25 protein-coding genes, 1 other RNA gene and 1 pseudogene are annotated in these 26562 nt (G+C 35.5%); 11 read left to right on the plus strand and 16 right to left on the minus strand.

Going from position 1 to position 26562, the window contains the following annotated elements:
* Nucleotides 1-44: 44 nt before the first annotated feature.
* Nucleotides 45-749 (plus strand): annotated as a pseudogene (locus tag IIF7_RS16380) (glycoside hydrolase family 16 protein); the annotation flags it as partial.
* Nucleotides 750-808: 59 nt separating this feature from the next.
* Here IIF7_RS16380 and rnpB read toward each other — a convergent pair.
* An RNA gene (gene rnpB, locus IIF7_RS16385) (RNase P RNA component class A) lies at nt 809-1130 on the minus strand.
* Between the two features lie 620 nt (nt 1131-1750).
* Between rnpB and IIF7_RS16390 the strand changes: the two genes are divergently transcribed.
* Together IIF7_RS16390 and miaE are read left to right on the plus strand one after the other, a co-directional pair.
* On the plus strand, nt 1751-3607 hold the full coding sequence (locus IIF7_RS16390) for a DNA polymerase III subunit gamma/tau (RefSeq protein WP_084842781.1): 1857 nt from the start codon (nt 1751-1753) through the stop codon (nt 3605-3607).
* Between the two features lie 2 nt (nt 3608-3609).
* On the plus strand, nt 3610-4191 hold the full coding sequence (gene miaE, locus IIF7_RS16395) for a tRNA-(ms[2]io[6]A)-hydroxylase (protein WP_084842782.1): 582 nt from the start codon (nt 3610-3612) through the stop codon (nt 4189-4191).
* An 80-nt stretch (nt 4192-4271) separates the two neighbouring features.
* Here miaE and IIF7_RS16400 read toward each other — a convergent pair whose 3' ends face one another.
* The 8 genes from IIF7_RS16400 to pyrR form a co-directional block, all read right to left on the minus strand.
* The gene (locus tag IIF7_RS16400) at nt 4272-5159 is read right to left on the minus strand and encodes a Ppx/GppA phosphatase family protein (protein ID WP_084842783.1); all 888 of its coding nucleotides are present in this window, start codon (nt 5157-5159) and stop codon (nt 4272-4274) included.
* Entirely contained in the window at nt 5156-7264 is a 2109-nt protein-coding gene (gene ppk1, locus IIF7_RS16405; RefSeq protein WP_084842784.1) for a polyphosphate kinase 1, read from the minus strand. Before ppk1 ends, IIF7_RS16400 begins: the two co-directional genes overlap by 4 nt.
* A 2-nt stretch (nt 7265-7266) precedes the next feature.
* Complete coding sequence (locus tag IIF7_RS16410; RefSeq protein WP_084842785.1) at nt 7267-7761, minus strand: SixA phosphatase family protein; 495 nt, start codon at nt 7759-7761, stop codon at nt 7267-7269.
* Between the two features lie 2 nt (nt 7762-7763).
* Nucleotides 7764-8408, minus strand: a complete 645-nt coding sequence (pdxH, locus tag IIF7_RS16415) for a pyridoxamine 5'-phosphate oxidase (protein ID WP_084842786.1) — start codon at nt 8406-8408, stop codon at nt 7764-7766.
* Between the two features lie 317 nt (nt 8409-8725).
* Entirely contained in the window at nt 8726-9631 is a 906-nt protein-coding gene (locus IIF7_RS16420; protein WP_084842787.1) for a ribonuclease Z, read from the minus strand.
* Nucleotides 9632-9675: 44 nt separating this feature from the next.
* Entirely contained in the window at nt 9676-10008 is a 333-nt protein-coding gene (locus tag IIF7_RS16425) for a ribonuclease Z (RefSeq protein WP_084842788.1), read from the minus strand.
* A gap of 45 nt (nt 10009-10053) precedes the next feature.
* Nucleotides 10054-10983, minus strand: a complete 930-nt coding sequence (locus tag IIF7_RS16430; RefSeq protein ID WP_084842789.1) for an aspartate carbamoyltransferase catalytic subunit — start codon at nt 10981-10983, stop codon at nt 10054-10056.
* Between the two features lie 8 nt (nt 10984-10991).
* A complete protein-coding gene (gene pyrR / locus IIF7_RS16435; RefSeq protein ID WP_084842790.1) occupies nt 10992-11531 on the minus strand; it encodes a bifunctional pyr operon transcriptional regulator/uracil phosphoribosyltransferase PyrR in 540 nt (179 codons plus the stop codon).
* A gap of 321 nt (nt 11532-11852) precedes the next feature.
* On the opposite strand from pyrR, the gene IIF7_RS16440 reads away from it, so the two are divergent.
* The 3 genes from IIF7_RS16440 to IIF7_RS16450 all read left to right on the plus strand — a co-directional run bounded on the left by IIF7_RS16440 (nt 11853) and on the right by IIF7_RS16450 (nt 13869).
* Entirely contained in the window at nt 11853-12263 is a 411-nt protein-coding gene (locus IIF7_RS16440) for a hypothetical protein (protein ID WP_084842791.1), read from the plus strand.
* An 89-nt stretch (nt 12264-12352) separates the two neighbouring features.
* Nucleotides 12353-13309, plus strand: coding sequence for a bestrophin family protein (locus IIF7_RS16445; protein WP_084842792.1), 957 nt, complete (start codon nt 12353-12355; stop codon nt 13307-13309).
* A gap of 83 nt (nt 13310-13392) precedes the next feature.
* On the plus strand, nt 13393-13869 hold the full coding sequence (locus IIF7_RS16450) for a nucleoside deaminase (RefSeq protein WP_084842793.1): 477 nt from the start codon (nt 13393-13395) through the stop codon (nt 13867-13869).
* A 24-nt stretch (nt 13870-13893) separates the two neighbouring features.
* Here the strand turns inward: IIF7_RS16450 and IIF7_RS16455 are convergent, their stop codons facing one another.
* Nucleotides 13894-14718 carry a sugar phosphate isomerase/epimerase family protein gene (locus IIF7_RS16455; protein WP_084842794.1) on the minus strand — a complete coding sequence of 275 codons (825 nt, stop codon included), beginning with the start codon at nt 14716-14718 and terminating at the stop codon, nt 13894-13896.
* Nucleotides 14719-15137: 419 nt separating this feature from the next.
* Between IIF7_RS16455 and IIF7_RS16460 the strand changes: the two genes are divergently transcribed.
* Both IIF7_RS16460 and IIF7_RS16465 read left to right on the plus strand, forming a co-directional pair.
* On the plus strand, nt 15138-15956 hold the full coding sequence (locus IIF7_RS16460) for an AraC family transcriptional regulator (RefSeq protein WP_084842795.1): 819 nt from the start codon (nt 15138-15140) through the stop codon (nt 15954-15956).
* A 78-nt stretch (nt 15957-16034) separates the two neighbouring features.
* Nucleotides 16035-17705 carry a mechanosensitive ion channel family protein gene (locus IIF7_RS16465; protein ID WP_084842796.1) on the plus strand — a complete coding sequence of 557 codons (1671 nt, stop codon included), beginning with the start codon at nt 16035-16037 and terminating at the stop codon, nt 17703-17705.
* 175 nt (nt 17706-17880) lie between these two features.
* Here IIF7_RS16465 and IIF7_RS16470 read toward each other — a convergent pair whose 3' ends face one another.
* The 6 genes from IIF7_RS16470 to IIF7_RS16495 all read right to left on the minus strand — a co-directional run bounded on the left by IIF7_RS16470 (nt 17881) and on the right by IIF7_RS16495 (nt 23849).
* On the minus strand, nt 17881-18321 hold the full coding sequence (locus IIF7_RS16470) for a MarR family winged helix-turn-helix transcriptional regulator (protein ID WP_084842797.1): 441 nt from the start codon (nt 18319-18321) through the stop codon (nt 17881-17883).
* A 110-nt stretch (nt 18322-18431) separates the two neighbouring features.
* A complete protein-coding gene (locus IIF7_RS16475) occupies nt 18432-18848 on the minus strand; it encodes an organic hydroperoxide resistance protein (protein ID WP_084842798.1) in 417 nt (138 codons plus the stop codon).
* Between the two features lie 98 nt (nt 18849-18946).
* Nucleotides 18947-20050: an L-dopachrome tautomerase-related protein gene (locus IIF7_RS16480; protein WP_084842799.1), complete on the minus strand. Its 1104-nt coding sequence runs from the start codon at nt 20048-20050 to the stop codon at nt 18947-18949.
* Nucleotides 20051-20134: 84 nt separating this feature from the next.
* Nucleotides 20135-21082: an aldo/keto reductase gene (locus IIF7_RS16485; protein WP_084842800.1), complete on the minus strand. Its 948-nt coding sequence runs from the start codon at nt 21080-21082 to the stop codon at nt 20135-20137.
* 20 nt (nt 21083-21102) lie between these two features.
* A complete protein-coding gene (locus tag IIF7_RS16490; RefSeq protein WP_084842801.1) occupies nt 21103-22230 on the minus strand; it encodes an aldo/keto reductase in 1128 nt (375 codons plus the stop codon).
* 107 nt (nt 22231-22337) lie between these two features.
* Complete coding sequence (locus tag IIF7_RS16495) at nt 22338-23849, minus strand: MltF family protein (protein WP_084842802.1); 1512 nt, start codon at nt 23847-23849, stop codon at nt 22338-22340.
* 209 nt (nt 23850-24058) lie between these two features.
* On the opposite strand from IIF7_RS16495, the gene IIF7_RS16500 reads away from it, so the two are divergent.
* Genes IIF7_RS16500 through gloA2 form a run of 3 tightly spaced genes read left to right on the plus strand, consistent with a single transcriptional unit; the run spans nt 24059 to nt 26553 of the window.
* Nucleotides 24059-25429, plus strand: a complete 1371-nt coding sequence (locus tag IIF7_RS16500) for an ethanolamine ammonia-lyase subunit EutB (RefSeq protein WP_084842803.1) — start codon at nt 24059-24061, stop codon at nt 25427-25429.
* Entirely contained in the window at nt 25422-26177 is a 756-nt protein-coding gene (eutC, locus tag IIF7_RS16505; protein WP_084842804.1) for an ethanolamine ammonia-lyase subunit EutC, read from the plus strand. Before IIF7_RS16500 ends, eutC begins: the two co-directional genes overlap by 8 nt.
* A complete protein-coding gene (gene gloA2 / locus IIF7_RS16510) occupies nt 26170-26553 on the plus strand; it encodes an SMU1112c/YaeR family gloxylase I-like metalloprotein (RefSeq protein WP_084842805.1) in 384 nt (127 codons plus the stop codon). Before eutC ends, gloA2 begins: the two co-directional genes overlap by 8 nt.
* Nucleotides 26554-26562: the final 9 nt, after the last annotated feature.

A 26562-nucleotide genomic window follows, 5' to 3' on the forward strand; every position in this document is an offset into this window, starting at 1 on the left:
CTAATATTCTATATTATTTCCTTACAATTTTGGCTTTTACAACGATGAGTACAAATGCTCAGGAATACGAATTAATTTGGAATGACGAGTTTGATTATCGTGGCAAACCAGATAAAGATAAGTGGACGCACGAAACAGGATTTATTCGGAATCTTGAAGAACAATATTATACCAAGCGTAAAAAAAATGCAATCGTTAAAGACGATGTTCTAAAAATTATCGCCCGAAAAGAAGAATATCGAAATAAGAAATACGATCCAGATATTCAGAACTATCGTTATAATACAGAAAAGGCCTTTTACACTTCATCCAGTTTACATACGCATAGAAAATTCGATTTAAATTTTGGTAAAATTGAGGTGCGCGCTAAACTTCCGCAGGGAAAAGGTGTATGGCCAGCCATTTGGATGTTAGGATCTAACTTTCATGATATTGAATGGCCCTATAGCGGCGAAATCGACATTTTAGAATTTGTTGGAAAAGATCCATATACCATTCATGCTACGGTACATTATCCAAAAGGTAAAGGTTCTACTATAAAAAGCGAAGGCGGGCAATTAAGTTTAGACCCCTCGCCTACTGAAGATTTTCATGTTTACGGAATGAACTGGGATTCAGAAAAAATTGAGTTTTCGTTCGACGATCATGTATACTACAGCTTTAAAATCGATGAAGCAGATACTGAAAATAATCCGTTTAAAAAGCCATTTTTCTTAATTATCAATCTGGCGCTTGGTGGTAAATGGGCGGGAGACATCGATGATGATATTTTTCCGCAGGAATATTTAATCGATTATGTAAGAGTGTATAAAAAAGCAGGTCTGTAAGCCGGATTCTGTTCACCCTGAAATACATCAGGATGCCCTTGTCATTTATCTGAGAACTTTGTTACCAAAGCCCTTTAGCTGCCTACCCTCCAACGACAAACGAGCAATTTGATAATATTGGTTTACATGGCATTGCACCGCATAGAGTTTACCTGGTTTCACTACAGCATTACCTGTACATTCTTTCTGTTGCACTTGTCCTGGCCTCACGACCGGTGGGCGTTACCCACTATGCTGCTCTATGGTGTCCGGACTTTCCTCTAAACCACAAATATGAGCTTAGCGATAGGGCCGACCTGCTTGGCTGCAAATGTATCTAATTTTAATGGAAAGTTTAGAGTAAATATTCACAGTTTATGGATCCAAGTTTACAGTTCTCAGTTGACGGTTTACAGTTGACAGAAAAGATTTTAAGCTTGTAGCGATCAGCAGTCAGCTTAAAAAAACACCCTAAAAACCAACAATCTTAGCTTTAAGTTTAGAAGATAATCTTCAAATCAACGCAGCAACAAATTAATTATTCAGTAATCAGTTTACAGTTGACGGTTTACAGTTGACAGAAAAGATTTTAAGCTTGTAGCTACTAGCAGTCAGCTTAAAAAAACACCCTAAAAACCAACAATCTTAGCTTTAAGTTTAGAAGATAATCCTCAAATAAACGCAGCAACAAATTAATTATTCAGTAATCAGTTTACAGTTGACAGAAAAGATTTTAAGCTTGTAGCAATCAGCAGTCAGCTTTAAAAAAATATCCTGAAAACCAACAATCTTAGCTTTTAGTTTAGAAGATCATCTTCAAATCAACAAATTGACGCATTTTCAAATTATGATTCAGCATAAAGTTGATGATATGTTTATAAATTATATCTCATATTTTCGAAGTTAAGCAGGCTATTTTTATATTTGTCGTTCAAACTTGTTAGATGGAGCACTTTGTAGTTTCGGCACGTAAATATAGGCCACAAACCTTTAAAGATGTAGTTGGGCAGCAGGCCATTACCAATACTTTGGCTAATGCTATTGCTCACAATCATCTTGCGCAGGCGCTTTTATTTACTGGTCCCCGTGGAGTGGGAAAAACTACCTGTGCCCGTATTTTGGCAAAAATGATCAACCAGGACGGTACTCAAAGTCCAGATGAAGATTTTGCTTTCAATATTTTTGAACTCGATGCCGCCTCTAACAACTCGGTTGATGATATACGAAATCTTATCGATCAGGTAAGAATCCCTCCACAAGTTGGAACTTATAAAGTGTATATTATTGACGAGGTTCACATGTTATCAACTTCGGCTTTTAATGCGTTTTTAAAAACCTTAGAAGAGCCACCAAAACATGCGATTTTTATCCTTGCTACAACCGAGAAGCATAAGATTATCCCAACGATTCTCTCACGTTGCCAGATCTTTGATTTTAAAAGGATCACAGTAACAGACGCTAAAGAATATTTAAAATATATAGCCGAGCAAGAAGGCGTTGTTGCTGAAGAAGATGCTTTACAAATTATCGCGCAAAAAGCCGACGGCGCCATGCGTGATGCACTTTCTATTTATGATCGTGTGGTAAGTTTTAGCGGAAATAATCTTACAAGACAAGCTGTTACTGAAAACCTGAATGTTTTAGATTACGATACCTATATGCAGGTAACAGATCTATTATTGGATAATAATATCCCACAATTGCTGGTTTTATTTAATGATATTTTGTCTAATGGATTTGACGGGCATCATTTTATCGCCGGTTTAGCTTCACATTTTAGAGATCTACTGGTTTGTAAAGATCAGAGAACCATTCAGCTATTAGAAGTTGGAGAGCAAACAAAAGCAAAATATTTTGAGCAATCTCAGAAGACATCGCAACAATTTTTGCTTCAGGCAATCGATCTGGCAAACGAATGTGATTTAAAATATAAAAGCAGTCGAAATCAACGGCTTTTAGTTGAACTCTGCTTAATGCAAATTGCCTCTGTCACTTTCGACGGAGAAAAAAAAAACAGCAGTCCTAAAATAGTTCCTGCTTCTCATTTCGAACAACCTGCAAAGTCGATCTCTCAGGAAGAAAAATCGATCATTAGAAATAACGAATATGGGCAAAATGAAACTGCTCCAAAGGAAGCGCAGCAACCTTCAGTAGAAAATCGTACAGAAAATGACAGTTGCGCACCTGAAGCTACACCCGCAAATCAGCAATATTTCAGTAAAGAAGTTCCAAATACTTCCGAAGAAAAAACTGATGATGTAGCGCAATCAAATGAGGTTAAACCTCAGCAAAAAACAGCTCCCAATCCCAATCATACTCCCAGTACTGAAGTAAAACAGGAACGAGTATCTGGATTATCACTGGCCAGTATTAGAAAGAAAAAAGAGTTGGAAGCCCAGGTTAAAGATAAAGCCCCAGAGCGCGAAACGGTAATGACCGAAAAGTTTACCGAAACACAATTACAGGCCGCATGGGACGATTATGTACATAAATTAAAGAAAAGGGGAGAAAAAATCCTTGCCTCGATTTTAGAAACCGATCTTCCTACTTTAAAAAATGATAACGAAATTCATCTAGAATTACCTGCAGAATCCATGAAAATCGACCTAGAAAGAGGTCAACATAAATTAATGGGCTTCTTAAAAACAAGGTTAAAAAACACCACAATTAACCTGGTAATCGATGTAAACGAAAGTACAGCAAAGAAATTTGTATTTACCCCGATAGAAAAATACAATAAGCTGAAAGAGAAAAACCCGCTTTTAGATAAATTACGAACAACTTTTGATTTAGACGTTTAATTATGCTTGGTTTAAAACTTCCTACAGATCCCAGATGGGCAGATATTGCTAATAAGAATATTGAAGAAATATTGATCGATCACGCATGGTGCGAGCAAAAAGCAGCTTCTACGGCAATTTCTTTAATTGTTAATTATCCTGAATATCCAGAGCTTGTTACTGCAATGATAGCTTTATCCAGAGAAGAAATGGGGCATTTTAAGATGGTTCATGATAAAATTTTAGCACGTGATATAGAAATGGGATGGGATCGTAAAGATGAATATGTTGTTCAGCTTCTAAAATTTTTCCCAAAAGGCGGTAGCCGAAAAACTCAGCTTATCCATAGATTATTAATCGCTGGGCTAATAGAAGCGAGAAGTTGCGAGCGTTTTCGATTGCTTAGCGAAAAACTTGAAGATAAAGAACTGGCAGAATTTTATAAAAACTTAATGATAAGTGAAGCTAATCATTATACCATGTTTTTAAAATTTGCCAGAAAATATGGTGACCGTGAAGTAGTCGATAAAAAATGGAATGATCTGTTAGAGTTTGAAGGCAAAATGATTCAGGGATTAGGAACTAAAGAAACCATTCACGGTTAACCTAGGAAATCATAAAAAATAAAAGCTAGCAAAATTGCCAGCTTTTATTTTTTATACATCTACTGTACTATAGATTTACTTTAGTTTGAATGATACAGAGATTTTATAATCCCATCTGCCAAACCAATTTTTGGCACATAAATTTGATTTGCCTTTGCCCATCGCATTGAATTTAAATAAATTCTTGATGCAGGAATAATAACATCTGCACGGTCGTTCTTTAAATCCAATTCTGTTATCCTTTCTTCATAAGTATAGCTATTAAGCAATTCATCATACTTTTTAAGGTAAGCAAGGCTAAGCGGTTTTCCCTCTTTTTTACCACTGGTTTTAAAAATATTGTTGATGTTTCCACCAGATCCTATAAGGCTAATATCGTGATAACCTTTTGTGGTTTCCCGCACCCAGGCTTCCATTTCCCGCCAGGTTTTATTCTCTACCAGATCGTTTAATAATCTTACAGTCCCTACTTTAAAAGATCTTGAAGCTATAGATTTTCCATTGCTGTAAAGCGTATACTCTGTACTACCACCACCAACATCTACATACAAATAATTATGATGATCCTGGATTAGTGCATGCAAATCTGTAGCCGCAATAATTGCCGCTTCATGTGAGCCATCTATAATTTCTATCTCGATTCCCGTTTTATTCTTTATAACATCGGTAACAGCTTCTCCATTTTTAGCTTCTCTCATCGCAGAAGTCGCACAGGCTTTGTATTTCTCTACACCATGAGCTTTCATTAATAAGCTAAAAGCATGCATGGCATCTACCATACGATCCTGATTATTTTCAGAGATATTTTGCTTTAAAAAAACATCTGCTCCTAATCTTATAGGCACCCGTACTAAAGATGTTTTTCTAAAATTGGCTTCCATTCCTTCCTTTTCAGTAATTGTAGATACCAATAACCTTATGGCATTAGACCCGATATCTATTGCTGCATATTTCTTTTGTACTATCACTGCTTATAATTTTCGTTTTTATTTAAATAGTAATCATAAAGTGCTTCTTGAGAACGAACTCTTGGCTTTGCTTTTTTGCGATATGCATTATTTTGTTTTTCTGAAAAAACACGCGCTTTTACATTATCGCTCCAGCTAATTTCAAAACCATCGATTACTTCTTGCTTTATATCTTTATCGTAAATTGGGCAGGCAATTTCTACACGATTATCTAAATTTCTAGACATTAAATCTGCCGAAGAAATATAAACTTTAGGGCTTCCAGCATTCTCAAAAATAAATACCCTTGGATGCTCTAAAAATTTATCGACAACACTAATGGCTTCAATATTTTCACTCATTCCTGGTACTCCCGGGATTAAACAGTTAATTCCTCTTACGATCAATTTTATCTTTACTCCTGCCCTACTGGCCTGATACAACTTATCGATCATAGGATAATCTGAAAGACTATTCAATTTAAGTTTGATTCCGGCTGTTTTCCCTTCTAATTGATTATCGATCTCCTTTTGAATAAGTTTGGTTAAAGCTGTCCTTGTATAATGCGGAGAAACAATTAAATGCCTGTATTTACTTACCTTATAATTGGTTTCAAAGAAATCGAACACCTTATTCACTTCTTTTAAAATCTCCTGATTAGCTGTAAAAAGAGTATAATCTGTATAAATTTTTGAAGTCGACTCATTAAAATTCCCAGTACTTATAAAGCCGTATTTCTTTAATTTACCATTGCTTTCTTCACGCTCGATAACGCAGGTTTTACAATGCACTTTTAATCCCGGCACTCCAAAGATTAAATTTACACCTTCGCGCTGCATTTGTTCAGCATACTTAATATTTGCTGCTTCATCAAAACGTGCTCTTAATTCTATCTGTACCAGAACTTTCTTTCCATTTTTCACTGCATTTATCAAAGAACTGGCGATATGCGAAATTTTTGCCAGACGATAAATTGTAATTTTAATGGTTTTCACCTTTGGATCTAAAGCGGCTTCGCGCAAAAATTTAACTACATAAGAGAAACTTTGGTAAGGCGCATAAAGCATATGATCCTTTTTACCTGTTCCCTGAATTAAACTGGTTTGCAAAGCAAGACCGGGAATTGGTAAAGCTTCTTTAGTATCGTAAAGTAATTCTTTGCTTCCTAATCGTGGAAATCCCATATAATCACGACGGTTATGATAACGACCACCCGGGATAATACTATCGGCATGATCTATTCCCATCTTATTCATTAAATACGTAAGCGTTTCTTTATCGATATTCTTATCGTAAACAAAGCGTACGGGATCACCTTTAATTCGGTCTTTTACACTTTCAGAAATCTTCTCTATAAAACTTTTACTCAGGTCACTGTCAATATCCAATTCGGCATCCCTGGTAATTTTAATCATGTGTGCCGAAATAGTTTCATATTCAAATATATTGAAGATACTGTTTAGATTATACCTAATAAGATCATCCAGAATTATGATATACTGCTTCTCATTATCTGATGGTAGCACCACAAAACGCTCTATACTTCGCGGAATTTCGATTAATACATATTTGCGCTCTTTCTTAGCGCTTTTAACAAGTTTAGAAATCTTACCTACCGGTTTTGGTGGTTTCATCTCCATAGTTACTGCAAGATATGCAGCGCTATCTTTTAAACTTGGTAATTCTTCCAAATCGTTAAGAACGATAGTTACCAGAGCCGGACTTACCTGTGAAAGGAAATAATCTTTTACAAATTTTTGTTGAGATTCAGATACCTCTTTTTCGTTAATCACACAAATACCGTGTTCATCTCGAAGACGTTGCTGAATTTTATCTAAAATCTTTAAACTCTCAGATTGCTGTTTAATTACCACCTTGGTAATATCTTCTAAAAGTTTACTGGCTTTTACACCTCCCAAAGCACTTTTCCCAGCTTTACCAGCAAGATCGATACGCTTAACCGTTGCATACCTCACTTTAAAAAATTCATCTAAATTATTACTGAAAATCCCTAAAAATCGAAGTCTTTCTATTAAGGGTACGGTTTCATCTTCAGCCTCCTGCAACACACGGGTATTAAATTGAAGCCAGCTTAATTCTCTATTTATATATTTATTTTCCTGCATGCTTAACGTAAATTCTTTGGAAAAAGGCTTAATAATGTTTTACCTGAAGTTATCGAATCCCAATAATCTTCTTCAAACTCTATAACACATAAACCCGTTGTTGGAATATTATCAAATTTTTGATCTCCCAAATGATTTACCAAACTGGTAATACCGGGATTATGCGAAAAAATTACAAGTGTTTTTATCGAATCTGGGGCAGATCTAACAATACTTTTAAGCTCTGCACTACTAAAAGTATATAATGATTCTTTTACCTGAAAATCCTTGTCCTGAATCCCTAATTTTTTCTTGAATATTTTTGCTGTTTCATGCGCTCTTACGGCATGGCTACTCCAAAAAGTTGCAGTATCGATATTCTGAAGATAAAAGGCTTTAAAAACGCCCAAAACCGCCTTAGCATCCCTTTTAGCTCTTTTCTTTAAAGGCCTTTCGTGATCTGGAACATTATGTTTCCAGGAAGATTTACCATGTCTTACAAGGATTAATCGCTTCATAATTACGGGGCTAAACGTTTAGAAGTCCATTTAGCATCCTCTTTTTCATAAGCAATACGATCGTGTAATCTATTTTCTCTACCCTGCCAAAATTCCATACTTACAGGCTGTACAATATAACCGCCCCAATGCTCTGGTTTTGGGACTTCCTGGCCTTCATATTTTTGTTCTACTTCAGCTAAATTATTTTCTAAAACTTCTCTGGAAGAAATTTCATCACTTTGCGGGGATGCCCAAGCACCTAACTGACTTCCGCGAGGGCGAGAATGATAATATTTTGTTGCAGTTTTTGTATCTACTTTTTGTACCAAACCTTTTATGATTACCTGCCGCTCTGTAGATGGCCAGAAAAAAGACAAGCAAACAAGAGGGTTTGCATCGATAGCTTTTCCTTTTTCAGAATTAAAATTGGTGTAAAAAATAAAACCATCAGCATTATACGATTTTAAAAGTACCACTCTGGATTTTGGAAAACCATCTAATCCAATTGTAGCCATCGTCATAGCATTTACTTCTCCTGAACCGCCTTCGGCTTCAGTTTCATTGAACCATTGTTCAAATAATTCGAATGGATTATCAGAAATCGTACTTTCTAACAATTCACTTTTTTCATAAGATTGTCTATAATCCTGAAGATTTCTACTCATCGCTTTATAATTTCAAGATACTCTAAAAAAGGATTCATTTTTTATCCAAAATAGCCCCTTAAACAAGTTTATTTTTTACTTGATATGCTGTTGAAGCATTAAGCCTTGCTTGTTTACTGCAATTTACAAGTTTTAAAAATAAGGCCGAAAAAAATTGTCCCTGTTTATGCCGATTTTAGCAAAATTTAATGTGTCTTTTATTTTTCCTGAAATTAAATTTAGCAGATAAAATCGTATTCAATTTTATACAATTTAAGATAAGAAAAGATTTTCTAAGAAGCTGTTTTAATTATAGTTGCTACTGAAGTTTAAGCACACTAAAATTGAAAACTTTTACCATCTTCAGCCAATAAAACATTAGGAAATACCAGCTCTGCTTCCTCCTTAAAAAGTTGGATATTTGGATATCTTGTAGAATAATGACCTAAGATTAGCTGTTTTACGTTTGCTTTTTTAGCAATTGTGGCTGCCTGCATTGCAGTGCTGTGCTTTGTAGGGTCTGTTAATTTAAGTTGCTCTTGTAGAAAAGTAGCTTCGTGATACAGTACATCGATATTCGATAATTGTGGGATAATTTCTGCAGAAAAAGCGGTATCACTGCAAAAAGCATAAGATTTTGGGGTATCACCACTTGTGGTAACTAATTCGTTTTTTATAAGTTTTCCGTCTTCAGAAGTTACATCTTTTCCTTTTTTGAGACTCTTAAAAAGCGCCACATCTATTTTATATTCTCGGGCTTTATCGATTAGCAATTTACGATCACCTTCTTTTTCCCTAAATAAAAATCCATTTGTATACACTCTATGTTGCAAGGGAATTGTTTCTACGGAAAGCTTCTCGTTTTCGTAAATTTTCTCTGGTTTGGTTGAAGTTAACTCGTGAAAATATAGCGGATATGGCGTCCAGGCATTAGATAATCTTAACTGGAGTAAAATCACTTCTTTAATCCCCTTAGGCCCATAAACATGAAGCTCTTTTTCCCTGTTTAAAAGCATAAAAGTAGAAATAAGCCCAATTAATCCATAAAAATGATCGCCATGCAGATGCGATATAAAAATATGCTCTATTTTACCGAATTTGATCTTATTTTTTCGAAGCTGAACCTGTGTACCTTCACCGCAATCTATCAAAAACATTTGATTTTGCATGGTTAATACCTGCGAAGTTGGATTGGTTAAAGAACGTGGTGTAGCTGCATAACAGCCCAAGATATCAAGCTTCATTAAAATCGATTTTAGAAAGAAAAAGCTACTGTTTTAAAACAGGATTAAAATCCCAGCTCTCGTTCCAGTTCTTCCATTTGTATAATATCTTCTGCTTCTCTTAAGGTAGGTACTACAACTAATTCTTCAGGAATCTTATCGATATTAATGGCATCATTTGCGATTACAAATGATTTTTTATTTGCTCTATGAATCGTAGACAATTCTAAAAAACCCAGTAATTCTTCTAACTCTAAAGCTCCGTATTTTAAGATATCTACCACTACATTTTCATTTTCAAACTCTTGATGATTTGTAGTTAACCTAGAAGTAAAATCGGTTACAGATTCTTTATCATCAGTAATTAAAAGGTAGTTCTCTTTCTTTTCAATATTCATTAGCCTCTTTTTGAAATAGGAAGTACTAATTTAAAAAATAAATAGCTATTGCTTAATTTTTGAAGCCAATAAATAAATGGCTGCCATTCTAATTGCTACCCCATTTTGCACCTGGTCTAAAATTATGGCCTGGTCACTATCTGCCACATCACTAGTAATTTCTACACCACGATTAATTGGCCCAGGGTGCATCACAATAATCTCTTTATTTAGACTATTAAGAATCTTCTTATTTAAACCAAATTGTTGTGTGTACTCTCTAGTAGATGGGAAGTAACTAATATCCATTCTTTCATTCTGGACACGTAGCATATTTGCCACATCACACCATTCTAATGCTTTAATAAGATTGGTTTCAACTTCTACGCCCAAAGAATCTATGTATTTTGGAATAAGAGTTTTTGGCCCACAAACTTTCACATTTGCTCCCTGAAGCTTCAGTGCAAAGATGTTAGAAAGTGCTACACGGCTATGCAGAATATCTCCAACAATTACTACATTTTTACCAGCTACTTCGCCTAAACGCTCGCGTATAGAATAAGAGTCTAAAAGCGCTTGTGTTGGATGTTCATGAGCTCCATCACCAGCATTAACAATACTCGCCTTTACGTGTTTAGAAAGAAATATCCCGGCACCAGGATTTGGATGCCGCATTACCACCATGTCTACCTTCATCGATAAGATATTATTTACCGTATCGATTAGAGTTTCCCCTTTTTTTACTGAAGATGATGCTGCTGAAAAGTTTATCGTATCTGCGCTTAGACGCTTTTCGGCAAGTTCAAAGGAAAGACGGGTTCTGGTGCTATTTTCAAAAAATAAATTAGCAATGGTAATGTCACGTAACGAAGGTACTTTTTTAATAGGTCTATTAATAACTTCTTTAAAATGATCGGCGGTATTAAAAATTAAGTCAATATCCGATTTTTGCAGGTACTTAATACCAAGTAAGTGGTTAACACTTAATTCGCTCATTACGCTAATTATTTTGAAATAAGGTAAACAATATCTTCGCCTTCGTTCTCCATCCAGTTCACTTTCACTTTTTCTTCGTTTATGGCATCTACCTGCCTTCCGTTATAATCTGGCTGAATAGGTAAATGTCTACTAAAACGACGATCGATAAAACTTAGTAATTCAATTTCTTTAGGTCTTCCAAAAGATTGAATGGCAGTAAGAGCTGCACGGATGCTTCTACCCGTATATAAAACATCATCTACAAATACCACACGCTTATCCTCTACCACAAAATCGATCTTGGTTTTATTAGCCTCTAAAGGTTTATCACTTCTACGGAAATCGTCTCTATAAAAAGTAATGTCTAACTGGCCAGTTTTAAGATCTTTTATTTGATATTCTTTTTCCAGGATTTCCTGAAGTCTATTTAATAAAAATATACCTCTTGGTTGTATCCCAATAAGAACAGTATTAGAAAAGTCAGAATGATTTTCTACAAGCTGGCAAGCCAGTCGTTGCAAAATTATTTGTACTTCTTTAGCGGTAAGTAGCACTTTTTGACTCATATACTGGGTTGAAATGAAGGTTCGGAAAGCAAAAATAAGGTATTTTTTGATTCTTATAATCAAATAGGATCATAGATTTTATCAAAAAGTGAAATATTAAGTTCGGTTTAAATTTCTTTATTCAAATTTTGGAGGCCAAAAAATGTATAAACAACAATTTTTATGTAAAAATGAATATTTTATTGATTTTCAATTAAATAAAGATTAATTTTAAAAAAAATGCCCTCTACAAATTACTTAACATACAACGCATTTTATTTCATTTATTAAAACAAGAATTCGACCAAAAACCAAACATAGTCCTAACAAAAAAAATCAAAAATGAAATTAATTTACAATGGTGGAAACCGAAAGCTTTCCCGAGTTGTTAAACGTGCCAATGAAATATTATTAAGTAGTTTTTATTTTATTGAAATAGAGAAATACCTTCAACAAAATTACGATGAAGATAAATCTTCTATTTTTCTTAAAGAACTTCGCTCTTTAGATAAAACAGTTGATATTAAAGGGTTTTGGAATCCTGTTGGTAGTAAATCTTTAAAAGCAAAAAACGATTACATTTTAATTAACACGGCACATCTTAGCAAATCGCATAGAACGCTTTTAGCGCAATTGATAGGAGAATATCTTCAAATTCTCGATCAAAAGGAACAGTTATCGCGTATAATTCCTTTAAATGATGGTGTAGACCTTCCAGCAAATTTTGGGTCTATCGCCAAGAATTTTATGTGATGTGATCTTAAGTTTTCTTAAAGAAAAATTAAATTTTATTAAAGTATTAAGGGGAGGGTTCATTTTAATTACTTTCAACAAAAAAATATATGATTGTAGCCCGTAACCTTAAATGGAAGCATGTTTTCTTCTATACCTGGAAACCTATGCTCTATTTTTTATTCCTTTCGCTTGCCGTTTATATTCTACATGTAGAATTTGAGATGCGCAGCTTAAGCATTCCTTTTAATGCCGTGGCAACCTTAAGTACTGCCCTGGCAATTTATTTGGGATTTAAAAACAATAGTGCTTATGATAGATGGTGGGAAGCTCGAAAAATCTGGGGATTACTGGTAAATTACAGTCGAGCCTGGGCTCGCGAAATTCTAAGTCTAAGTTTCCCTGCTGAAAATAGCGAAGCTCCAGAAGTAAAAGCTTGGCAAAAACGGGTGATCTATAGGCACATTGCTTTTGTACATGCATTGCGTGTATTTCTTCGGAAAAAACATGCCTACAATAAAAATAAGTACGAAATTTTTGAAGACTCTAATCAATACGATGATATTCAGGATTTTGTTAGCAAAGAAGAATTCAACTCTTTTTTAGATAAAAATAACCCTCCTAATTATCTTTTAAAATTGCAGAGTGATGAGTTGCAATATGCTTATAAAAGAGGATGGATTTCAGACTATAGATTTGTGAGATTAGATGAAACTTTAACCCAGTTTAATAATCATCAGGGAATGAGCGAGCGTATTAAAAATACGCCAATGCCAAGACCTTATAGTTTTTTCTCGAGGGTATTTGTGTACCTTCATGGTACTTTAGTCCCTTTTGCTTTTATTGAAGATTTGGGATGGATCAATATTCCTCTTTCAATTATTATTAATTTCATTTTCCTTGCTTTAGATACCATTGGTGAAAGAACTGAAGATCCTTTTGAAAACCGGATGGATGATACGCCTCTTACTGCAATTAGTTTAACTATAGAAACTAATCTTAAAGAAATGATGGGCGATAAAAATTTCCCTAAAAAGGCAACAGAAGTTGAAGGAGTTGTATTTTAAGTTATAAAAATCATAAGATCGAAATTGGACAGTTTTTACTGTCCTTTTTTATTTAGTTTTGATCTGAAAGAAAATTTATGATTATGACAGAGAATGATAAAAAATTTATGCGCCGGGCTATAGCGCTTGCTGAAGAAGGAATGAATACCGGTGCTGGCGGTCCCTTTGGTGCGGTTGTGGTAAAAGATGGTGAAATAATTGCCGAAGGATGGAATATCGTAACCTCTAGTAATGATCCTACAGGACATGCCGAGATAACAGCGATTAGAAGAGCCTGTGAAAATTTAAATACTTTTCAATTAGAAGATTGTGTTCTTTATACCAGTTGTGAACCTTGCCCAATGTGCCTGGGAGCAATTTACTGGGCAAGACCTAAAAAGGTTTACTATGCTTTAAATCATAGTGATGCCGCAAAAATTGGTTTCGACGATCAATTTATTTACGAAGAATTAGATAAAGATATTGAAAATAGAAAAGTTCCCTTCGAAAATATTTTAAGAAATGAAGGCCTTCCGGTGTTTGAAAAATGGGATCAAAAAGAAAACCGAATCGATTACTAAGATTCGGTTTTCTTAATGCTATTTTCATATATGTTTCTTTTCCTTCAAATTTCGCCAAACTCTTACGCTACGTCTAATTTCTTCATCTAAACGCTCTCTTTGCAAAGCGGTTTTAGGAATATTGGTAGGTACCAATTCAGGTAAAACTACTTCAACCATTACGGGACCATCAAATCCTATTTCCTCCAAAACGGCGTGATGCTTAACAAAATCTACCTGCCCCCTTCCAATCCCAGATCGATTAGAATCTGATATATGATAGCTAAACAGTAATCCCTGCGACTTTTTTAATGCTTCTACAGGATCTGGTTCTTCAATATGCATATGAAAACTATCCAGTATTAATCCGAAGTTTTTATGCCCAACCGCTTTAATTAATTCTCTAGCTTTTTCAGCAGTATGAATCATAGAAGATTCATATCTATTTACACATTCGTAAGCTATTTTCACCTTTTTTAGCTGGGCATAGGCATCTAAGGTTTTGCAACAATGCACCAGCATTTCCCAACAATCATTGCTATTACCGCAATTAACAGTCCATTTAGGCAGTCCCTGTAAAGTTACCCAGGGCGCTTTTACTTCAACCGCAAAATCTATTATATTTTTATAAAATTCGATAGCAGCTTCAGTATTTGCCTGCTCTGGTTCTGGAGGTTCACAATTAAAAGGATCAATAGCAAAAATCTCTAGATTAAATAGCGCAGCAGCATCTCTTATCTCTTGTGCTTTATAATTTCGCCAGTCGCCGCTAAATTGAACCCCATCCAGCCCAAGAGATTTTACTTTCTCCATTAAGGCATTGATATCTGTTATTCCCAACGTCCAGGAACAAACTCCTAGCTTACTCATTTTAAATAATTTTATTTCTACTAAAGGTAATCGCAAATGCTTAAAATTGCTGTTAGATTCTAGTTAATTCTAACATTTTCTTTAACAGACTTTTAACCCACACTAACTTACTTTTACCAATTTATATCCGCTTTTTACAATCTAAAATCCTCTAAAAAGTTAGACTTTTGATTAAAATTGCTATGAAGGGGATTTATTAGGATTTAAAAATTTAAGTCTTTCCTTCGAATTTGAATTATGTTGTTTATTTATAATCATAACCAACCTATCCAAAACTGGTTAATTAGATTATTTAGTTTTAAAAACCACTTCTTTACAGAGGTGGTTTTTATTTCTACCTCTTAAATACTTGTTAAGAGCGCATCATTACTTCATTTAGAATCATTATTATCCTATTTTTCTGAATAGATTCAACTTTCATGAAACGTTTTAAACAATTTACTTCCTTTATTATTAGTGATTTTACAACTAATGTTTGGACGCATCCCAGGCATAACCATAATCATTACGAACTTATTTTTATCGAAAAAGGAGCTGGAAAGCACAAAATCAATAAAAATGAGATTGCATACGAAAAAGGCGCACTTTTTCTTTTAGGACCAGATGATTCTCACGAATTTGAAATAGAAAAAGAAACTAGATTTATTTATTGCAAATTCACACTAGATTCGTTTAAAGAAGAAAATCAACTTCTGGCAAAAACAAAACTTCCGATCTATAAAACGATTTTGGATAACAGGGAAATTAGGAACTCCAAAATTAACTTAGCCAAAAACGATCGCAATTTACTTTCCAGACAGTTTGCGGTGATTTCAGATTTAAAAAATGCCGGACATAAATATGAGCGTATTCTCTTCTTTCAACTAATTAGTATTCTGGAAGTCTTAGAAAATTACACTTCGATTTCAGCAAAAGAAACAGATTTTCAAAGCTTAAAAAAAGGAATGGAGCCTGTTTTAAATTATATTCACAATAATATTTATTACCCAAAAAATCTTCGATTATCACATTTGGCGAAAGAATTTAACACCACCAAAAACTATTTTGGAAAATTTTTTAAGCGTAACATGAAGGTGCCTTTGCGCGAATATTTGCTACAATATAAACTGCAGCTTATAGAAAATCGTTTGTCTAACGGAAACTATACCAAACGGGAAATTGCAAACGAGTTTGGCTTTACAGACGAAAGTCATCTTTTAAAAACCCTCAAAAAACATCCAAAATCGGCAAAATGCTAAATAATTGGTCTTAAAGATATTTTACTATTTTTACCACAGTATGATCGGCAATTCATAAAAATCGATCTTTCAAAATTTATGCGTTTTTTATTTTTAAGATTAGTTATTTTAAGCCTTCTTTTTTTTTGCTTTCAGCATGAAATTTTAAATGCTCAAGCTTTAGAAAGAGATTCTATAAATAATTCTACTCCCCTTTCTCCGCAAGGTTTCCCGGTGATCGGGAAAGCGAATGAGGAATTATTTTCGATCTATCAAAAGTCGGGCGATCTATCTGCGGCAGAACGTGCGAATATTATTTCTGAAAGAATTCAGCGTATCGATGCCAATACATTTTCTAAAGATTCACTTCAAATTTTAAAAGATCAGGAGCGATTAGAATTGATCTACGGAAGTCAAATTCTGCTCAACATCACTAATCTTGATACAATTGGCACTAAAAAATCAAAGCAGGAATTAGCAAATTTTTATGCTGAAGTGATTTCTGCAAATCTTGATATTGCTGAAAGTAAATACATCCCGAAAAACATATTTTTAAAAATTGGTTTTGTTGCGCTTATCCTTTTGGGACTTTGGCTGGCCTTAAAATTGATCGCATTTCTAAACAAAAGAAGCATCCGTTTTATTGAAAGCAAAAAAGACAAATGGCTAAAAAGCCTTACATATAATAACTACACGTTTATCACTCCAGAGCAGGAACTCAATGTGATTTTATTCATTTTAAAGATCCTAAAGTGGTTTTTGATTCTGCTGGTGGTTTACATTTTCTTCCCGCTCATTTTTAGCGTTTTCGAATTTACTCAAGGATGGTCTAATTACCTTTTCGACCTGATTTTCTCTTCTTTCGGGCAAATTTTCACTGGTATTTGGCACTATTTCCCCAATATTATCAAAATCGCCGCCATCATTATCGTGATGCGCTATTTCGTAAAAGCTGTACGTTATATTTTTGCTGAAATTGAAGCCGAAAAACTTCAAATCTCAGGTTTTCACCCAGATTGGGCTATGCCGACATTTACCATTGTTCGGTTTTTGCTTTATGCCTTTATGTTCGTGTTGATTTTCCCGCTTTTACCAGGTTCAGATTCTACGATTTTTAAAGGTGTTTCTGTATTTCTTGGCGTCCTACTTTCGCTGGGATCGTCTTCTGCCATCGCCAATATGGTGGCCGGATTGGTGATCACCTATATGCGACCTTTTAAAATTGGAGACCGAATTAATATCGGGAACACCACCGGAAATGTGATTGAAAAAACGCTTTTGGTTACCCGACTAAAAACCATCAAAAACGAAGAAATTACCATCCCAAATTCGGCAGTTTTAAGCGGAAATACCGTGAATTATTCCACCTTCACTAAAGAAAAAGGCGAAGGTTTAATTATCAATACCACGGTGACTTTAGGTTATGATATCCCGTATAAAACCGTTTATGCTGCTTTGATCGAAGCGGCCTTGCGCACCAATCTTATAGAAAAACAACCAAAACCTTTCGTGTTGCAAACCAGCTTAGACGATTTTTATGTGTCTTATCAACTAAACGCGTACACGAAACACGCCAATAAACAGGCCTTGATCTATTCAGATTTGCATCAAAACATTCAGGATTGTTGCAATGAAATGGATATCGAAATTTTATCGCCGCATTATCGTGCTCAACGTGATGGCAATATGACAACCATACCAAAAGATTATCTACCAAAAGATTACGAAGCGCCGAGTTTCAATATTAAAACTCGAAAATCTGAAGACTAGATAAGTTTCTGCGGAAGAAAAAATTGAATTTTATTGGCACCGCCCAAGGGAATAATACCCCGAGATAGTTTACTCTCAGGGTGAGATCCGTTTCAGGAAAGGAATGACTTCACCTAAACATTGAATTTGATCGTTAAATTTCATTTTGAAGCGGAATGAATAATTTCTACTGAAATTACTTTTCGCTCATTTTTCCGATCATTTTATATAATAATCGGTACAATTCTTTGGCTTCCTCTTCTTCTAACGGAAGTTGTTCTGCCAACATTGCCGGTACATCGCAAGCTTGGTCTTTCAATGATTTTCCTTTTTCAGTAAGTGTAATTACGATATTTCGCTCGTCGGTTTCAGAACGTTTACGCTCTAAAAGCTCGCGTTGTTGTAGTCGTTTTAGAAGCGGCGTGAGCGTGTTAGATTGTAGCTGAAGTTTTTCAGCAATCGTACTTAAATTTACCTCATCCTTTTCCCAAAGTACCATTAAAACCAAATATTGCGGATAAGTAATATCCAACTCTTTCAGCATTGGCTGGTAACGCTGAATAACCAATCGTGAAGCCGTATACAACGGAAAACAAAGTTGATGATCCAGTTTTAAAGCTTCATATTTTTCATTCATTTTTCAGCGATTTTCGAGGTTTTCAGTAGTAATTTTCAATCTTTAAAGTAATAAAAAAAATCCCTTTTCGCCGTAAGCCAAAAGGGATTTTTAAAATTTACATAGCCAAATTAGATCACTTCTAATTCTACATCGATATTTCCGCGAGTTGCATTAGAATAAGGGCAAACCTGGTGCGCCTGTTCTACCAATTCCTGCGCTTTATCCTTCTCTACTCCGGGAATTTCTACAGAAAGTTTGACGGCTAACTGAAAACCGCCAGCATCATTAGGCCCAATTCCTACAGTTGCTTTTACGGTGGTTTCGCCTTCTGGTTTCACTTTGGCTTTCCCTATTACCAAATTCAAAGCGCTATCAAAACAAGCGGCATAACCTGCTGCTAATAATTGCTCTGGATTGGTCGCGCCGCCTTTTCCGCCTAATTCTTTCGGCATTAAAACGTCAAAATCTACAAATCCGTCTTCACTTTTTACGTGTCCGTTTCTACCTCCTGTGGCAGAAACAGTTGTTTGATATTGTGTTTTCATAATTAAATTACTTTAAAATCTTTAACGATTAAATCGTTTACGATACAAATATATAAAAAAGAAGCTTAACGATCGTGTTAAGCTTCTCTGAAAGTTTTCTACGGAAGTTTTACCCGAAAAACCTGATAAGGAAAATCTACTTTCGATTTACCATCATTCCAAACCGGTTGGCGCTGTAATTGTGAGCAGGAAAAATACAAATAGCCATCGCTGCCAATACCCAAAGAATCTGGCCAAAGCAAACGAGAATCCTGAACCAACGTATGTACTTTCCCATCTTCAGGATCAAAATATTTCACCGAATAATCGGTAGAATTGGTTAAATAAACACGTCCTTTTTTATCGGCTATAAGTCCGTGCGTAATCCCAACTTCGCCTAGATCTTCAACTTTTGCTGCGAGACTTTCTTCAGAAAGGGAAGCATCAGCCAAATATTTGGTTTCAATTCTGTATAAATTCAGCTTATTAATCGGTTTAAAATAGAAGTATTTGTTATCTGAAGTTAATGCAATTCCGTTCACATTCGAGCTAAAGGCTTTTCCTTCTTTATTACGCATCTCTTTACCGTGATAGCTTAACACGACATTTGTATTCGCTTTCGTGGCTTCAATATTTTTAAGAACGCTGCGAGTTTTTCCGGTTTTTAGGTCGAGAATACCAACAGCCGCCTGACCGGGATCTGAAAGATAACCTAAACTTTTATCGGTATCGATTCTAATATCGTTTAAACCTGAAATTGTTTTATCTAAATCTTCGAAATGATAGACTTTTTCAACTTTATCAGTTTTTAAATTGATTTTCAGTAATTTGAATTTTCCTTCTTCCGCTTTTCCGCTATCACCAAAAATTGATCCACCAGGTGAAGGCTTCGAGTCCAATACCCAAAGCATATCATTCGCATCAACATACAAATCCTGAACTTTTACAAACCGCTTTTTCTCGCTTCCCGAATGTTTGTTCCATTTCTTGTTAGAATAGGCTTTGGTTTCACCATCGATCACTTCAGTTAAACCGTATTTATAGGGACGATCTTCAGCATAAGGAAAAGAAACAAACAAACGATTTTCAGAAGAAACACTCAAACCAATCGCCATATATTCGCCTAAATTGGCAACAGTTTCTAGTTGATCGCTATGATATTCCTGAGCTATTATAGGCTGAAGAAAAAGCATCATTAAAAATGGAAATATAATCTTATTCATTATTCGATTTTATTAAATACTATAAAAAAATGAAAAAACCTTCCGCCGTTACGACAGGAAGGTTTTTTCATTTCTACTTTTCAATTACTTGCTGGCTTTGTCTAAAAGCTGCAAATCTTCTTGATCTAATTTAAGCTTTGGAGCTTCAAATAAGGTTCCTAAATGGCGCTCGCTGGTCGCACTTGCAATTGGCGCACCAATATGTGTTTGTGCCATTAACCAGGCCAAAGAAACGGTAGCCTGAGTGGTATTGTGCTTTTCTGAAACCTGATCTAAAGCTTTTAAAACACCAAGACCTTTTTCATTCAAATATTTTTTTACACTATCGCCTCGAACGCTTTTACCAAGATCATCTTCAGAGCGATATTTACCGGTTAAAAAACCTGAGGCTAATGACCAATATGGGAAAACCGTTAGATTATATTTATCAGCCAATGGTGCATATTTAGCTTCGTAATCTGCACGCTCCAGTAAATTATAATGCGGTTGTAATGCCTGGTATTTTGGTAAGCCATTTTTTTCTGAAGCGGCGAAAGAAGCTTCCAGACGATCTGGCGAAATATTAGAAGCTGCGATGTATCTTACTTTTCCGGCTTTGATAATTTCATCATAAGCTTCTAAAGTTTCTTCAACTGGAGTTTTTTCATCATCAAAATGCGTGTAATATAAATCGATATGATCGGTCTGTAATCGTTGAAGTGATTTATCTACCGCTTCTAAAATATGCTTTTTACTGGTATCTACGGGATGAACTCCGGTTTCGCCACCTACTTTGGTAGCCAAAACAATATCATTTCGCTTACCAGATTTCTTTAGCCAATTACCAATAATTGTTTCAGATTGGCCGCCTTCACCGCCATCTACCCAGTAAGAATACATATCTGCTGTATCAATAAAATTGAAACCTTTATCGGTAAAAGCATCTAGTATTTCAAAAGATTTCTTTTCATCTAAAGTCCATCCAAAAACATTACCACCAAGATTTATGGGTGCAACGTTTAAATCTGTCTCTCCTATTTTTATCTTTTTCATTGTAATTAAATTTCCTTGTTTTATTTAGGTTCTGGAGCGTTTTCAGCAATTAATCCTTTCGATTTTAGCTCTTTCCAAAATACCTTCGGAATTTTCACATCCATAGATTTTGCATTTGCTGCAGATTGTTCGCCATTACTCGCTCCCGGAATCACACTTGCCACCACATCTGGCGCTGCAGAAAACTGAAGTGCCGCCGTTCTTAGATCGACATTATGTTTATCGGCTACTTTTTGCAATTTTGCACGCTTGTCTTTCATCCCTTCAGGATTAGTTCCGCCGTAATTATAACGCTCTTTTCCGGCTAAAAAACCAGCATTTAAAGCAGCACCGATCACTAAACTTATCCCTTCTTTTTCACAAACCGGGAAGACATTGTTTAGATCGTCTTCGTGAACCAACAACGAATATTGTTTTGCTGAAAGGAAAATATCTGGATCGGCAACTTCGATGGTTTCTAAAATTGGTCTAGTGGTATTTACGCCTAATCCCCAGCCTTTAATTAAACCTTCTTCGCGCATTTTGGTAAGCTCTGGCATCGCTCCATTTTTAGCCTGCTCAAAGTATTTTTCATAATCTCCTTCCTTAAAATCTGGATTATCTGGCGATAGATCGTGAATAAAAACGATGTCGATATAGGCTAAACCTAAACGATGCAGACTTTGTTCTACCGATTTTCTGGTACCTTCAGCCGAATAATCGTATTCGTAATTCATATTCAGTTTCCCTTTCCATAAACCATCAGGCATACTGAAATCTGGATCTGGTGTTAAGACTCTTCCCACTTTGGTAGACAACACAAAATCTTCACGCTCTTTATTGAAAAGGTAACTTCCCATTCTACGTTCGCTAATTCCTAAACCATACCAAGGCGAAGTATCAAAATAACGAACGCCGTTATTCCACGCGGCATCCATTGCTCCACGAATTTCTTCGTCACTATTTACGTGAAAACCATTACCTGCGGCAACACCACCCATCCCAAATTTCCATTCAGGTTTAAATTTATCGCGTAAAAAATTGTCTTTAATTTTTGCTGAAGGAATCGAAACACTGCTCGAATTTGCTGCGTTTATAATTGAAGGAGCCGCAACCATCCCCGCGGTTCCTAAAATAGATTTGTATAAAAAGTCTCTTCTGTTAGCCATTTTTTTAGTTTTTGTTCAGGTTCAAATTTCACAAAAAACAGACTGAACCTTCCTGTAAAAAAAGGCTATTAAGTAGTAAAAAACGGACTTGTCGCGTTAAACTCTAGTTAATTTGAAGCGACCTGCGATTCCGTTTCGGGAGTTTCAAACGGAATTAATTTTTTGTAATGTTCGTAGCGCAAAAAGATTTCTTTTACATATAAATAAGGCTCACGACCACGAACAAAACCATATTTCACTTCCGGGCGATTAAAGAATTCGCGCGAGCTTAATTTCAGTAAATAATCTTCTACATTATCGTCCCAAACATTGGGATCTTCACCAAAGGCTTTGGTAAGTCGTTGCGCATCACGAACGTGACCTAAACCACAATTGTACGCTGCCAGGGTGAATTTTATACGCTGAATACTATCTTCAACATTGCTAAAATTCTCGCGTAATTGCGCTAGATATTGGGTGCCGCCACGAATATTTTCTGATGGATTGGTAATATCGTTTACACCTAAATCTTTTGCGGTTGCCGGCATTATTTGCATTAATCCGCCAGCGCCAGCCCAGGAATTCTCGTTCGGTTGAAAGCGGGATTCTTGGAAGATCTGTGAACTCAGCAATCGCCAATCCCAACCTAGCCGTTCTACATTCTTTTTTATGATTGCATCGTACTGACTAATTTTTCCTTGATTTTTACTGTAAAATTCACTTTTAATTCGGCGACGATAAGATTTTTTATTTTTGAAATACTTGTTGTACACCACATAATAAAAATCTTTTTTCTTGATGTTTTTTAGCCACGAATTGATTTCAGCTAAAAGTTCAGGAGAATTTTTACGCACTGCCCAGGCGATACGTTGCGAGAAACTGATCTCGGTATCAATATCCAGAATCGGATTGTAGGTTTGGTTGATCGCAGCAATGTTATAATCTGAAATGGTATAATCGATCTCACCATCGACCACCATTTTAATGATATCTTCAGTGGTTTTATCCCCAGAAACCAGTTGAATATCGATCTGCCCACCAATCTCGTCTTCCAAATTTTCTAAACGTTCAAAATACGATGAGTTCTTACGCACGTGAACGGTCTTCCCTATCATTTCAATGGGATCGTTTAGCGTTTGCTTTTTGATCTTGTACATTGGCAACTTTCTCCAGTTTTCCGGGCGACGTTGCACTAACACCTGATGTGTTAAATAGTGATATTCGGTAAAATTGACGAGCTTTTTTCGGTCTTCGGTAACCGAAAGTCCAAAGGCAATAAGATCGCCCACACCGGCATTCAGCATATCGAATAAATGATCAATGTCTTTTGCGACTTTAATATCGAGTTCGAGTTCTAAATGATCGGCAAGCTTTTTCACCAATTCATATTCAAAACCCATCGGTTTCCCGCGATATAAAAAGTAACTGGTAGAATTATAAATGGTAATAACGGTAAGTTTCCCGTCTTTTTTAATTTCTGAAAGGTCTTTAGTATATGTAGTCGCTGTAATATCTTCAGAAACCTTAGAGCTGATGTTCTTTTTTTCAGAGCAGGCAATAGAAAAACTCAGTATAAAAAATACAAAGAACAATCGCTTTAAAATTGAATGTGAGAGAAAAGTGAGTAAAAGTCTAATCATTAAATAATTGATTTTCTGTAATATAACCAATTATTTTAACATTATAAAATTACCGCTTTATGAAAAACACCTTCGTCGGATTTCTGATTTATTAATTGTAGATCTTTAAACTTCAGAAATATCAATATTCAACCTCTCCGGTTTAAATTAATATTCTTTAAACATTTCGTGGATGTAGTTTTTGGTAACTTACTTCAAAAGTTGCAGTTATGGAATATAAATTCAGCATCAATAACATCACCTACTCTTTTAAAGATTTAAAGGAATTACTGGCAAAAGCTAGTCCGCATCGATCTGGTGATGTTCTCGCAGGCCTTGCTGCAAAAGACAACAAAGAAAGAGTTGCCGCACAATATGTTTTGAGCGAAGTACCACTAAAAGAATTTTTTGAAAATCCGATTATTCCTTATGCTGAAGATGAAGTTACCCGCTTAATTATGGACGATCATAATACTGAAGCTTTTTATCCAATTTCGGCTTTTAGCGTGGGAGAATTTAGAGATTGGTTGCTGAGCTACAATGCGACTCCGGAAATTTTAAAAGAGATAGCTCCAAGCTTAACTCCTGAAATGGTTGCGGCTGTCTCCAAATTAATGCGAAACCAGGATCTTATTAAAGTTGCGCAGAAATGTGAAGTCATCACAAAATTTAGAAACACACTTGGCTTAAAAGATCGATTTTCGGTTCGATTACAACCCAACAATCCAGTAGACGATCCAAAAGCGATCGCGGCGAGTACGATCGACGGATTGCTTTACGGCTGTGGTGACGCGGTAATAGGCATTAACCCGGCTACCGATAGCCCAAACGCAGTTTCAGAATTACTAAAATTACTGGACAATTTTAGGCAGCAATACGAAATTCCCACGCAAACCTGCATTTTAAGTCATATTACCACAACGATGGAAATTATCGAAAAAGCACCCGTGGATTTAATATTTCAGTCAATTGGTGGTACTCAAAAAGCCAACGAATCTTTCGGGATCAATTTAAATATACTTCAGGAAGCCTACGATGCCGGGCTTCAATTAAACAGAGGCGATATTGGAAATAATATGATGTATTTTGAAACCGGGCAAGGATCTGAACTTTCAGCAAATGCGCATCACGGCATCGACCAGCAAACCTGTGAAGTTCGATGTTATGCTGTGGCCAGAAAATACAATCCGCTTTTAGTAAATACAGTGGTTGGCTTTATTGGACCAGAATATCTTTACGATGGAAAACAGATCACTCGTGCCGCTTTAGAAGATCATTTCTGCGGAAAAATTATGGGACTCCCCATGGGTTGCGATGTTTGTTATACCAATCACGCTGAAGCCGACCAGGATGATATGGATTCTTTGTTAACGCTTTTGGGCGTTGCTGGCTGCAATTATATTATGGGCGTTCCCGGTGCCGATGATGTGATGCTGAATTATCAAAGTACATCTTTTCACGATGCCATGTATCTACGGAAAGTCTTGAATAAAAAACCAGCCCCGGAATTTGAAAAATGGCTTTTAAAAATGGGGATTTTTGATGAAAATGGAAATCGCCAAAATTTACCCGAATCTCATAAATTAATAAGCAATGGATAAACCTGAAATCTATAAAAACGAGATCCAAAAAGATCCCTATACGCAATTACGTGAGCTTTCTAAAGCCCGAATTGCACTTGGAAATACCGGTGGAAGCCAATCTATAAAGGATGTTTTGCAATTTCAGTTAGATCACGCTAAAGCAAGAGATGCGATTTATACCGAATTCAATATTGAAAAAATCAAGTCAGATTTATCGAATTTCGGCTTAGACATTTTTAAATTTAAAAGTAAGGCAAAAGACCGTGAGCATTATTTAAAACGTCCGGATCTGGGGAAACTTTTAGCCGAAAGTGAATTTAAAAATGTTTCAGGATTTGATATCATTTTTAATATTGTAGATGGTTTATCGCCAGAAGCTACTTTACAAAGCGCTAAAATCATTGAAATATTGCTTCCGAAGTTAAAAGAGAAATATTCCGCAGCAATTAGTATTGTTGAAAATGGACGAGTTGCTATTGGAGACGAAATTGCAGAAAAATTGAATGGAAAATTTACAGCTACTTTTATTGGGGAACGCCCCGGCTTGTCCAGCCCAAAAAGTTTAGGTATTTATACCACCTACGATCCAAAAAGTGGAACTACAGACGAAAAAAGAAATTGTATTTCGAATATTCATAGCGATGGAATGAGTACCGCAGCGGCAGCAGAGCTTTTGGAGTTTTTAATTAATGAATCTTTTGCGAAAAAAATTAGTGGTGTATCTTTAAAATCTGATCTAAAAAACCACAAAATCGACAATGCTTAAAGCCGTTCATCATATCGCGATTATTTGTTCAGACTATCCAGCTTCAAAAAGATTTTATACTGAAATTTTAGAATTAGAGATTTTACAGGAAGTTTATCGAGAAGAAAGAGACTCCTACAAATTAGATCTCGCACTAAACGGAAAATACATTATCGAACTTTTTTCTTTCCCAAATCGACCAAAAAGGTCAAGCTTCCCAGAAGCTCAAGGTTTAAGGCATCTGGCATTTCAGGTTGATGACATCGAAAAAGCTATCTCAAAACTTAACAAGAGAGGAGTTGAGACAGAAGATATTCGCATTGATCCTCACACCGGTAAAAAATTTACCTTCTTTAGTGATCCAGACGATCTTCCTTTAGAACTTTATGAGAATTAAATAATTTAA

This window comes from Zunongwangia atlantica 22II14-10F7, assembly GCF_002094855.1.
GTDB classification, from domain to species: domain Bacteria; phylum Bacteroidota; class Bacteroidia; order Flavobacteriales; family Flavobacteriaceae; genus Zunongwangia; species Zunongwangia atlantica.

What these genes read in the sequence shown, in the direction of transcription:
- IIF7_RS16390 (WP_084842781.1), top strand. Translation starts at nt 1,751, where the DNA reads ATGGAGCACTTTGTAGTTTCGGCACGTAAATATAGGCCACAAACCTTT.
- miaE (WP_084842782.1), top strand. Translation starts at nt 3,610, where the DNA reads ATGCTTGGTTTAAAACTTCCTACAGATCCCAGATGGGCAGATATTGCT.
- ppk1 (WP_084842784.1), bottom strand. Translation starts at nt 7,264, where the DNA reads ATGCAGGAAAATAAATATATAAATAGAGAATTAAGCTGGCTTCAATTT.
- IIF7_RS16410 (WP_084842785.1), bottom strand. Translation starts at nt 7,761, where the DNA reads ATGAAGCGATTAATCCTTGTAAGACATGGTAAATCTTCCTGGAAACAT.
- pdxH (WP_084842786.1), bottom strand. Translation starts at nt 8,408, where the DNA reads ATGAGTAGAAATCTTCAGGATTATAGACAATCTTATGAAAAAAGTGAA.
- IIF7_RS16420 (WP_084842787.1), bottom strand. Translation starts at nt 9,631, where the DNA reads ATGAAGCTTGATATCTTGGGCTGTTATGCAGCTACACCACGTTCTTTA.
- IIF7_RS16425 (WP_084842788.1), bottom strand. Translation starts at nt 10,008, where the DNA reads ATGAATATTGAAAAGAAAGAGAACTACCTTTTAATTACTGATGATAAA.
- IIF7_RS16430 (WP_084842789.1), bottom strand. Translation starts at nt 10,983, where the DNA reads ATGAGCGAATTAAGTGTTAACCACTTACTTGGTATTAAGTACCTGCAA.
- pyrR (WP_084842790.1), bottom strand. Translation starts at nt 11,531, where the DNA reads ATGAGTCAAAAAGTGCTACTTACCGCTAAAGAAGTACAAATAATTTTG.
- IIF7_RS16440 (WP_084842791.1), top strand. Translation starts at nt 11,853, where the DNA reads ATGAAATTAATTTACAATGGTGGAAACCGAAAGCTTTCCCGAGTTGTT.
- IIF7_RS16445 (WP_084842792.1), top strand. Translation starts at nt 12,353, where the DNA reads ATGATTGTAGCCCGTAACCTTAAATGGAAGCATGTTTTCTTCTATACC.
- IIF7_RS16450 (WP_084842793.1), top strand. Translation starts at nt 13,393, where the DNA reads ATGACAGAGAATGATAAAAAATTTATGCGCCGGGCTATAGCGCTTGCT.
- IIF7_RS16455 (WP_084842794.1), bottom strand. Translation starts at nt 14,718, where the DNA reads ATGAGTAAGCTAGGAGTTTGTTCCTGGACGTTGGGAATAACAGATATC.
- IIF7_RS16460 (WP_084842795.1), top strand. Translation starts at nt 15,138, where the DNA reads ATGAAACGTTTTAAACAATTTACTTCCTTTATTATTAGTGATTTTACA.
- IIF7_RS16465 (WP_084842796.1), top strand. Translation starts at nt 16,035, where the DNA reads ATGCGTTTTTTATTTTTAAGATTAGTTATTTTAAGCCTTCTTTTTTTT.
- IIF7_RS16470 (WP_084842797.1), bottom strand. Translation starts at nt 18,321, where the DNA reads ATGAATGAAAAATATGAAGCTTTAAAACTGGATCATCAACTTTGTTTT.
- IIF7_RS16475 (WP_084842798.1), bottom strand. Translation starts at nt 18,848, where the DNA reads ATGAAAACACAATATCAAACAACTGTTTCTGCCACAGGAGGTAGAAAC.
- IIF7_RS16480 (WP_084842799.1), bottom strand. Translation starts at nt 20,050, where the DNA reads ATGAATAAGATTATATTTCCATTTTTAATGATGCTTTTTCTTCAGCCT.
- IIF7_RS16485 (WP_084842800.1), bottom strand. Translation starts at nt 21,082, where the DNA reads ATGAAAAAGATAAAAATAGGAGAGACAGATTTAAACGTTGCACCCATA.
- IIF7_RS16490 (WP_084842801.1), bottom strand. Translation starts at nt 22,230, where the DNA reads ATGGCTAACAGAAGAGACTTTTTATACAAATCTATTTTAGGAACCGCG.
- IIF7_RS16495 (WP_084842802.1), bottom strand. Translation starts at nt 23,849, where the DNA reads ATGATTAGACTTTTACTCACTTTTCTCTCACATTCAATTTTAAAGCGA.
- IIF7_RS16500 (WP_084842803.1), top strand. Translation starts at nt 24,059, where the DNA reads ATGGAATATAAATTCAGCATCAATAACATCACCTACTCTTTTAAAGAT.
- eutC (WP_084842804.1), top strand. Translation starts at nt 25,422, where the DNA reads ATGGATAAACCTGAAATCTATAAAAACGAGATCCAAAAAGATCCCTAT.
- gloA2 (WP_084842805.1), top strand. Translation starts at nt 26,170, where the DNA reads ATGCTTAAAGCCGTTCATCATATCGCGATTATTTGTTCAGACTATCCA.